This is a genomic window from Spirosoma oryzae (assembly GCF_003002825.1).
In the GTDB taxonomy this organism is placed as follows: Bacteria; Bacteroidota; Bacteroidia; order Cytophagales; family Spirosomataceae; genus Spirosoma; species Spirosoma oryzae.
Genome location: NZ_PVTE01000055.1, coordinates 1 through 10,749, shown reverse-complemented (window position 1 = coordinate 10,749; position 10,749 = coordinate 1). Strand labels below are relative to the sequence as shown.

5 protein-coding genes are annotated in these 10,749 nt (G+C 56.4%); all 5 read left to right on the top strand.

The genetic code is table 11. The features are described from left to right. The first annotated feature begins 686 nt into the window (after window positions 1–686). The 5 genes from CLV58_RS27530 (at window position 687) to CLV58_RS27510 (ending at window position 10,632) form a co-directional block, all read left to right on the top strand. The gene (locus CLV58_RS27530; RefSeq protein WP_245882489.1) at window positions 687–3,950 is read left to right on the top strand and encodes a SusC/RagA family TonB-linked outer membrane protein; all 3,264 of its coding nucleotides are present in this window, start codon (window positions 687–689) and stop codon (window positions 3,948–3,950) included. 14 nt (window positions 3,951–3,964) lie between these two features. Further along, the gene (locus tag CLV58_RS27525) at window positions 3,965–5,779 is read left to right on the top strand and encodes a RagB/SusD family nutrient uptake outer membrane protein (protein ID WP_106141059.1); all 1,815 of its coding nucleotides are present in this window, start codon (window positions 3,965–3,967) and stop codon (window positions 5,777–5,779) included. A gap of 82 nt (window positions 5,780–5,861) precedes the next feature. After that, window positions 5,862–8,321 carry a glycoside hydrolase family 95 protein gene (locus tag CLV58_RS27520; RefSeq protein WP_106141058.1) on the top strand — a complete coding sequence of 820 codons (2,460 nt, stop codon included), beginning with the start codon at window positions 5,862–5,864 and terminating at the stop codon, window positions 8,319–8,321. A gap of 195 nt (window positions 8,322–8,516) precedes the next feature. Continuing rightward, entirely contained in the window at window positions 8,517–8,819 is a 303-nt protein-coding gene (locus CLV58_RS27515) for a GIY-YIG nuclease family protein (RefSeq protein ID WP_106141057.1), read from the top strand. Window positions 8,820–8,949: 130 nt separating this feature from the next. Further along, window positions 8,950–10,632, top strand: a complete 1,683-nt coding sequence (locus tag CLV58_RS27510) for a glycoside hydrolase family 43 protein (RefSeq protein WP_106141056.1) — start codon at window positions 8,950–8,952, stop codon at window positions 10,630–10,632. Window positions 10,633–10,749 lie beyond the last annotated feature (117 nt).

The following is a 10,749-nucleotide window of genomic DNA, read 5'->3' as shown; positions in this document are numbered from 1 at the left end:
TGGTCTCAGGGTGTTGAGTCAGGCAGTGGAGCGTTTTTATTTCATCAAACTAGGTTATGGACTCAATCCGAATTAAAACCCCTACAAGATTAGCCTAAAGGGGGAGCATTCCATAAATGAAGTTCACCCCCTTTAGGGGGCTGGGGGGTAGCCAGAACGCAACCGCCCCCTACCCGGCAGAACTGTGTTCCGATTGCAGCAACTCACGCGTTTTTTCGTCGCCGGATTCATCGCCAGATACCGCTGAGAAGGTAGTGCTGGGCGTATCTGGGTCGCATTTGCGCAGACTTGGATAATAGAAAGTCAAATTATGGTAATTCTAAATTTTGCGTTATGAATATGTCATTGTATAATTGTACTTAAATTTTACAACCGATTGCATAAACTATTGTACAGTATATAAGGTATGGTTGCCCCGCTCATCTATAATCCTTTGCCCAATATGTGGGTGACGGCCCTGAGCCGGCTGACAGCCGTAGCCCTGCTACCCCATACATTGCCCGATTAATACCGCTTCTCGTACTGCCAAACAACCGGTTTCCCTCATTCCAAACCCCTAACTGATTCCTATCCTATGCTGAGCGTCATTATGTCAACTCACTAATGTGTAACATAGACACATTAGCCTTGTGCGGGCCTGCCGCCCGTGCTTCACCAATTTGTCAACCTTGTAACTACTCTACTGTATGTGTTTACTTTATCAATTGGGGTTGCCCGCTACTTGGGTAAAACCGACCCGAACGATGGGGCTACCGGGCTTGCTGCTGCTGGGCCTGGCAACCAGTGCGCTGGCTACTGACGCCAGCACGAAAAAGCTGTTGAATCATCGAGCCGGCACGGTACCGAACCTGTATGCTGCGGTAGGTCCGGAAGGGCAGGATGTTCAGATTTCAGGTCGGGTTACCGATGAGAAAGGCGAAGGAATGCCCGGCGTGAACGTGCAGATCAAGTCGACGACGCGCGGTACGACAACGGATGCCAACGGTAACTACCGGCTGACAGTACCCAATGGAGCCACGCTGGTATTCTCACTGGTAGGGTATGCCGCGAAAGAGATTGCGGTAGGTACGCAGACGGTACTCAACGTCAGCCTGGCCCCCGACGATAAAACGCTGGATGAGGTCGTCGTTGTCGGCTACGGCGTACAGCGTAAGCGGGATATTACCGGGTCGGTGGCATCGGTGAATGAAGCGACGCTGAAAGAAGTACCCGCCCCGAACCTGGTCAACCAGCTGAAAGGCCGGGCGGCCGGGGTAACCATCACCAGCAATGGCTCGACGCCCGGTTCGCAGGGACAGATCCGTATTCGGGGTAACCGGACGCTGACAACCAGTGCCGGCGGTAGTGACGGACTGGATGGTCCGCTGGTGGTGGTCGACGGAATTCCGTACGGTGGTCTGAACGACATCAACCCCGCCGACATCGTGAACCTCGAAATTCTGAAAGATGCGTCGGCAACGGCGATCTACGGATCGCGCGGATCGGGTGGGGTTATTCTGGTGACGACCAAGCGCGGTAAAACCGGAAAGCCTGTATTTTCCTACGACGGCTACCACGGCATAACGACCATCATGGGTAAGTACAACGTCATGAACGGGGCGGAATACGCGCAGTTCAAAGCGGATGCAACGACCTACAACCGGTCGGCACCAGGTACGACGGCTTATCCGCTCACTCAGAAAGAAAGCGCGGCCCTGGCGGCCGGCGTCTCGACCGACTGGCAGGGGCTGATCTACAAACCCGGCTTCCAGACCAACCATCAGTTGGGAATGCAGGGCGGCAGCGAAAACACGCAGTACTCGCTGGGCGTAGGCTATTTCAACGAAACGGGTATCATTCCCAGTCAGCGCTTCGAGCGGTTTACACTGCGGGCGACCATCGATCAGCGCATTGGTAAGAACGTAAAGGTCGGCCTGAACATGCTGAACACGCTGACTTATCAGAATACACCGGGTGGCGATGGCGTGCCGGGCGGCCTGGTCCGGCTGACGCCCCTGGCATCGCCCTACAATGCCGACGGCACACTGAACCTGTTCCCGGCGGAAGGCTCCATCGATGCGGCAACGATCAGTCCGTTGACGCTGCTGACCAAAAAAGATTCGTATCTGAGCCGTACCCGGTCGCTGCGTACGTTTAACAGCCTGTATGCCGAGTGGAATATTCTACCGGGTCTGCGTTATCGGTTCAACGCGGGTCTGAACTTTAGCCAGTCGAACTTCAACGGGTACAATGGCCCGCTGACGTACTTCAACCAGGCTACGGTGCAGTCGTCGTCGAACGCGGAGATCAGCAACACCGAATACTGGGACGTCAACCTCCAGCACCTGCTGTATTACGACAAGACAGTCGGCAAGCATAAGATTGGCGTTACCGGCCTGTACGAGGTGACGAAAAACCACGCGCTGGGTAGCCGATTCACGGTTACCGGTGTCCCCGCCGATTATATCAAAACGTCGAACTTCGCGCTGGCATCGGGAACGCCGGTGGCCAGTTCAGACTTCGGCAATACGTTCTCCGAACTGGGGCTGCTGTCGTACATGGGTCGGGTCAACTACAGCTACAACGACCGTTACCTGCTGACGCTGACGCTGCGCCGGGATGGTTCGTCGACGCTGTCGCCGGGCAACCAGTATTTCAATTACCCGGCTATCGGCGCGGGCTGGAATATCATCGAAGAGCCGTTCATGAAAAGCGTACCGGCCATCTCGAACCTGAAACTGCGGGGTAGCTGGGGTATCTCGGGGAACCGGAACGTAGGCGCGTACGCAACACTGGGTGCCCTGTCGGCGGGTTATTACAACTTCGGCCTGGGTACGGTCGGGCAACAACTGGCCTACACCGTGACGAGCCTGCCCGCGACCAACCTGAGCTGGCAGTCGACGGAGCAGATCGATCTTGGTCTCGACTTCGGATTCCTGAACAACCGCATTACCGGTTCGATTGACTACTACAGTCAGCAGACGAAGAACATTCTGCTGTCGGTGCCGCTGCCGCCAAGTAACGGGGCTGGTTCGACGCTGAAGAACCTGGGTCGTACGGCCGGAAGCGGTCTGGAAACGTCGCTGACCGTCGACATTTTCCGCAATCCGAAAGGATTCAACTGGAGCGCCGACGCGATCTATTATTTCAACCGCGAGAAAATCACGCAGCTGACAACGCCGGAGGAACAGGCAAACATTGGCGCGGGCTGGTTTGTGGGTCAACCCCTCTCGGTGATCTACGACTACCGGAAAATCGGTATCTGGCAGAACGCCGACAAGGAAAACGGTACGATCGCGAAGCAAACGTCGCCCGCGCAGTTCCCCGGTCAGATTCGGGTGGAAGACCTGAACGGCGACGGTAAAATCGACGCCAACGACCGGCAGATTCTGGGCAATTTCCAGCCTACGTTCGAAGCGGGTCTGACTAACCGGTTTACCTACAAAAACTTCGACCTGTCGATTGTTTCGTTTGCCCGTATCGGCATGAAAGTGATCGTGCCGTACCTGACCGGTAACGCGGGTGGTTCGGGTGGCTTTGCCTTCTACAACCAGAGCCGTGTCAATCAGATTAAAACCGATTACTGGACCGATGCCAACCCAACCAACGCCTTCCCGGCACCGGATGCGGGTAGCGCCGTCGCTTATTTCGGCTCGACGCTGGGTTACTACGATGGCTCGTTCATTAAAGTCAGAAGTATCAACTTCGGCTACACTTTCGCTAACGAGCTGATTCGTAAAATCGGGATGAATTCGGCACGGGTGTACGTCAACGCGACCAACCCGTTCATTCTGTATTCGCCCCTGGTTAGCCAGCACCTGGCTATCGATCCGGAGGGGAACGGCTACGCCAGTTCGACGGTAACCCCGCAGGGTGCCAGCGATGGTGGTACACCAACCCGTCAGATTGCGGTAAACCTCAATAACCCACCCGTGCGGCAGTTCACGTTCGGGGTCAATCTCAAATTCTAATTATCGACATTCCGATGAAAGCAATAAAAGTATGGTTCGTAGCGGGTCTTGTTGCAGCGTCCAGTACGGGCTGTGAGAAGATTCTGCAGGAGCAGCCGCAGTCGCAGATCGTGCCGTCGTACTTCAATAGTCAGGCGGGGGTACTGGGTGGTATTGCGGGGGTGTATAACGACATCCGCTCGCAGTGGGGTACCGAAGGGTTCACCGTCGAGATGCAGGCGGGTACCGACGAGTTTATTCAGGGGGCCAGCGCAGGTACACCCGTTCCCTATACCTACAATGGCCTGAACGGCAGTAACTTCGGCTCGGCCTGGGGGATTGTGTTTCAGGATATAAACACGCTAAATGGTGTACTTCAATACGGACAGACGATCGACCTGCCCGAGGCCACCCGGAAGCAATACCTGGCGCAGGCCAAGTTTCTGCGGGGTTTCTGGTACTTCTACGCCGTACAGACCTGGGGCGATCTGCCGCTGCACACGCAGTTCATCACCGTGCCTTCACAGGCGGCATCGCGGCAACCGGCGGCTCAGATATACGAGCAGATTATCAAGGACCTGACCGAAGCCGCTGCCGATCTGCCCAACACGCCGACCGCGCCGTTCCTGGGGAAAGCCGCGACCAAACCCGTGGCGCAATTGCTACTGGCGAAGGCGTACCTGACCCGTGGCTGGCTGAACAATACGGCGTCGGACTTCACGCAGGCTGCGTCGATCTGTTCGGACATCATCGCCAACAAATCGACCTACGGGCTTGACCTGTGGCAGGATTACGGTGATGCCTTCAACCCGACCAACGACTACGGCAAGGAAACCATGTTCGTGAGCGATCACGTGCTCGATCCCAAGTACGGCTACTACACCGTGGGTGGGGCCGCCGGTGGTGGCGCTGCGCAGAACCTGTCGCCCTGGTTTACCAACTGGAACTACCCGAACAACAGCGGGATCAATTCCTTCAAGAACACGTCGGGAACGCTGGTCAACAACGGTACATCCGGCATGATCCGGGATTCGTACTACGGTCGTCCGTACGTTCGGATGCGGCCCAACAGCTACAAATGGACATCGGGCGACAACGCGGGTAAGAGTTACTTCCTCGATCAGGCGTTCACCAACCGGACGGTTGATTCGCGGTTTGCCAACTCGTTCTACACGGTTTATATCTCGAACGTGTCGATAACCAATGCCGCCAACACCGCCAACAACCAGCGGGGTATCGGTTACTCCACGGTCGTCGGGCAGGACACGGCCGTATGGTTGCCGGATTATGAAGTGACGGGTGCGCCACAGTTCGTCGGGACGCGGCCATTCAAAGGAATCGTCGTGCCGCCCAGTCTGTGGAACAACGGTATCTTCCCGGCGCTGAAGAAGTTTATGGACCCCAGCCGGGGGGCTAACTTCAACGATCCGTCGACCCGTCCCTGTGTGCTGTACCGCTTCGCCGATGTGTACATGACGGGGGCTGAAGCCTACTTCAAAGCGGGGAATACCACCCAGGCGGCTGCGCTGATCAACGTCGTTCGGCAGCGGGCAGCGTACCGCAAAACCAACACGTCGGCGCAAAACGCAGCGGCCGTAACGGCCATGACGATTCAGCCGTCGGACGTAACGCTGGACTTTATCCTGGACGAACGCAGCCGCGAGTTCTTTGGCGAATGGCAGCGCTGGCACGATCTGGTGCGGACCCGGTCGCTGGTTCGCCGGGTGAAAGCCTGGAATCCGGAAGCTGCGCCATACGTGCAGGATTTCAACATGCTGCGCCCGATTCCGCAGTATCAGATCGACCGGGTTGTCGATGGCCCTAAATTCCCGCAGAATCCCGGTTATTAGTGGCTGAATCATAAGTAAAGGCTGTCTTCAAATCTGTTTTGAAGACAGCCTTTATCATATCAATCCTGACCCACGACAACGTATGAAACACCTGTTCGGCCTGTTGCTGCTTACCCTGGCCACGTCGGTCTATGCCCAGAACACCAACCTGAAACTGTGGTATGCCAAACCGTCGGGTACCGTCTGGGAGAATGCGTTGCCTGTCGGGAATGGCCGGATCGGTGCAATGGTCTATGGCAATGTGCCCGAGGAAACCCTGCAACTCAACGAAGGGACCGTCTGGAGCGGCAGCCCCAACCGCAATGACAACCCGAATGCCCTGGCCGTGCTCCCCGAGATTCGCCAGCTGATTTTCGACGGGAAGCAGAAAGAAGCCGAACAACTGGCCAACAAGTCGATCATTACTAAGAAATCAAACGGGCAGATGTTTCAGCCCGTCGGAAATCTATTACTGACGTTTGCCGGCCACGATACTTTCACCGATTACTACCGCGAACTCGACATTGAGCGGGCCGTCGCCAGAACGACCTATAAAGTCGGCGACGTAACCTACACCCGCGAAGTCATTGCGTCGCTGCCCAACAACGTGCTGGCCGTGCAACTATCCGCCGATAAGCCCGGCAAACTCTCCTTCGTCACGTCATTTACCAGCCTGCACCCCAACGCCGTCATCAATACGACAAACCGCAACGAGCTAATGCTGGCCGGCACTACCGCCGACCACGAAGGCGTACCGGGTAAGGTAACCTTCAAAAGCCTGGCCCGTATTAAAACCAAAGGCGGCACCGTGTCGGCCAACGGAACGACGCTGGTCGTCGACGGGGCTACGACCGCCACGATTTACCTGGCCATCGCCACCAACTTCGTCAACTACAACGACCTGAGCGGCAACGAAACGGAGCGCGTCACCGCTACGCTCGACAAGGCCTTTCGCCAGTCGTACACAGCTCTGCTCAAACCGCACGTCGCGGCTTATCAGCAGTATTTCAACCGGGTTCGGCTCGATCTCACGTCGACCGATGCGGCCAAACTACCCACCGACGAGCGGCTGAAAAACTTCCGCTCGGTCAACGACCCGCAACTGGTGACGCTTTACTACCAGTACGGACGGTACCTGCTCATTTCGTCGTCGCAGCCAGGGGGGCAACCGGCCAATTTGCAGGGTATCTGGAACCGGAGCATGCGCCCGCCCTGGGACAGTAAGTACACCATCAACATCAACACCCAGATGAACTACTGGCCCGCCGAAAAAACGAACCTGACGGAGATGCACGAGCCGCTGTTCGGGATGATTCGTGACCTCGCGCAAACGGGGCAGGAAACGGCGCGGGTTATGTACGGGGCGCGTGGCTGGATGGCGCACCACAACACCGACATCTGGCGCATCAACGGCCCGGTCGACGGGGCATTCTGGGGGATGTGGACCGCCGGGGGTGCGTGGCTCAGTCAGCACCTGTGGGAGCATTACCTCTACTCCGGCGACCGGGCGTTTCTGTCGTCGGCTTATCCGGTGCTGAAAGGTGCGGCCCAGTTTTACGCCGATTTTCTGGTCGAGCATCCCAAATACAAATGGCTGGTCGTCACGCCGAGTACGTCGCCCGAAAACGCACCGAAGGCTCACGGTGGCTCGTCGCTGGATGCTGGTACGACGATGGACAATCAGATCGTGTTCGACGTGTTCAGTACCGCCATCCGGGCCGCTGAGCGGCTGAAAACCGACGCCCCTTTTGCCGATTCGCTCCGGCAGATGCGGGCCAAACTGCCGCCCATGCACATCGGAAAGTATGGGCAGTTGCAGGAGTGGCTCGACGATATCGACGACCCCGACGACAAGCACCGACATATCTCGCACCTCTACGGCCTGTTTCCATCCAGCCAGATTTCAGCTTATCGTACGCCCAATCTGTTCAATGCTTCGCGCACGACGCTAATCCACCGGGGCGATGTCTCGACGGGCTGGAGCATGGGCTGGAAAGTAAACTGGTGGGCCAAACTCCAGGACGGTAACCACGCCTACACGCTCATTCAGAATCAGCTGACCCCGCTGGGCGTCAACAAGGAAGGGGGCGGTACGTACAACAACCTGTTCGACGCGCACCCGCCGTTTCAGATCGATGGCAATTTCGGCTGCACGTCGGGCATTACCGAAATGCTCCTGCAAAGCAACGACGGCACCGTTCACCTGCTGCCCGCCCTGCCTGACGTCTGGCCCACGGGCAGCATCAGTGGGTTGCGGGCACGGGGTGGCTTCGAGATCGTCGGGATGGAGTGGGCCGGTGGCAAACTGACAAAGCTGGCAGTTCGGTCGAACCTGGGCGGTAACCTACGCATTCGTAGCCCAAACGAACTGAAAGGGAGTAAGGGTACGCTGGCCACAGCAGCAGGACCAAATCCGAACGCGTTCTACCAGACCGACGAAACGCCCGCGCCCATCACCGCCCCGCTGACTGGCCCCGCTCCGGCAACACAACCGCTGAAACCCACCTGGCTCTACGACATTCCCACGCAGCGCGGTACCGTCTACACGCTGGTGGCGCAGTAGTGTTTTTGTCATGAACCATGGTTTTGCCATCTGGCTAGTTTGTCACCCGGTTTTTGTCATCCCGACGTCAGGAGGGATCTTCGGTAGAATCGAGAAAATCGCCTGCTACCGAAGATCCCTCCTGACGTCGGGATGACAAAAAGTCAAAGAAGAAATGACCGGGACCAGAGTAAATGAACCAGAAAACGCGCAAATATGAACCAGTATGCCTTTTACGTGTACATCGTCACAAACCCTGAAAAAACGGTGCTGTATACGGGAATGACAAACGATTTAATCAGGCGGTTACAGGAGCACTACGAGTCGCGCGGGCAAGCGGAAAAGTTTGCAGGTAAGTACTATTGTCATCGACTGGTCTATTGGGAATACCACCAGTACGTTCGGAACGCGATTGATCGCGAGAAGGAAATTAAAGGATGGCGGAGAGAGAAGAAAGTAGCATTGATTCAGTCCATAAATCCTGAATGGCGCTTTCTGAATGATGATATTCTGGGGTAGAGTTGCTGCCATTCATGACTTATCAACAGCGTTTTTTTGTCATCCCGAGCCTGCTAGCGAAGATCCCTCGCAGGCTCGGGATGACAAAAAAAACGGCTAAAAAAATGCATACAATACTGAATAAACTCGTATGAAAAAACGCATGCTTACGGCGCTCTGCGCGGCCCTGCTGACCGGCGCGAACTACGCATCGCTGGCCCAGACAACGACGCTGGTTAACCCCATCATGGCCGGATTCTACCCCGACCCCAGTATCGTGAAAGTGGGTAGTGATTATTACCTCATCAACTCCACGTTTTCGTACTTCCCCGGCATTCCGGTGCTGCACAGCAAAGACCTCAAAAACTGGAAGCAGATTGGTAACGTCATCGACCGGCCCGAGCAGATGGAGTTCATGGGCGAGCGTATGACGCGGGGGTTGTTTGCGCCGGCCATCAGCTACCACAAAGGCACCTATTACGTTACCTGCACCGATATCGACCACGATGGCAACTTCGTCGTGACGGCGAAGAATCCGGCGGGGCCGTGGAGCAACCCGGTGAAACTGCCGCAGGTGAAAGGCATCGACCCGTCGCTGTTTTTCGATGAATCGACCGACAAAGCGTACGTTCTCTACAACAGCGACGCACCCGACCGCAAGCCGCTCTATCCGGGCCATCGGACGATTCGGATGTACGAATTCGACGCTAAAAACCTGAAGGTTGTGGGCGAGGAAAAACAGCTTGTCAACGGCGGTGTCGATCTGAGCAAAAAGCCCGTCTGGATCGAGGGACCGCACATCATGAAGCGGAACAACTGGTATTACCTCTACGCGGCTGAGGGCGGTACGTCGGTCAACCACTCGGAGGTCGTGTTGCGGAGCAAGGACGTCTGGGGGCCGTACGTTCCCTATGAAGGAAACCCGATTCTGACCCAGCGCGGTCTGCCCGCCGACCGCAAAGACCCGATCACCTCAGCCGGTCACGCGCAGTTTGTGGAAGGGCCAGACGGCAAGTGGTACTCGATCTTCCTGGCGGTCCGGCCGTACGAGGGCAACTATTACAATACCGGTCGCGAAACGTTTATTGCCCCCCTGACCTGGACCGCCGACGAATGGCCCATGATCGAACACGGCGAGAAGCCCATTGCGTATAGCTACGTCGGCAACTTCAAGGAGGTAAAGCAGAAAGACGCCCGGCCCCAGACCGGCAATTTCGCCTACACGATCTCCTTCGACAAGGCACTCGACCCCGCCCTGCTCTTCCTGCGTACCCGCGACGACAAGTCGTTCAGCCTAAGCAAAGCGAATGGACTGACGATGAGTCTGAAGCCGGAAACGATTTCGGAAATGGGCAACCCGTCGTTTATTGGTAAGCGGCAACAGCACCTGAACTGTAGCGCCGAAACCGCCCTGGATTTTACCGCCAAATCAGCCGACGAAAAGGCGGGGCTGGTGATTTTTCAGGACGAGAAGCACTTCTATTTCCTGGCCAAATCGACCGAGCAGGGTAAGCCAGTAGTGCAGCTTTTCAAGAGTACCAACGACAAAAATCTGGAACTGCTGGCTCAGACACCCGTTGCCGCCGACGCCAAAAAGGTGCTGCTCCGTATCGACGCGAAAGGTGATGCATACGATTTCTACGTGGCCGACAAACCGAACGACTGGAAACTGCTGAAAGACAAGGTCGACGGGAAGTTCCTGAGCACGCAGGTGGCGGGTGGCTTCATTGGCTGTGTATTTGGCCTCTACGCGACTTCGTCAGGAAGCCCTTCCGACAACAAGGCGTCGTTTGGCTATCTCCGTTATAGTGGTAACGATCCAATGTTCAAGTGAGGTTTTACGCCTAAATCCCCTGAGAGGTTGTTTGGGGAAGCGTGTTTATGGAATTCGATTCAGTAAAATGGCAATAAACCCTAGCCGCACCATGGCCTCCGAGCTGACAACCGTTTT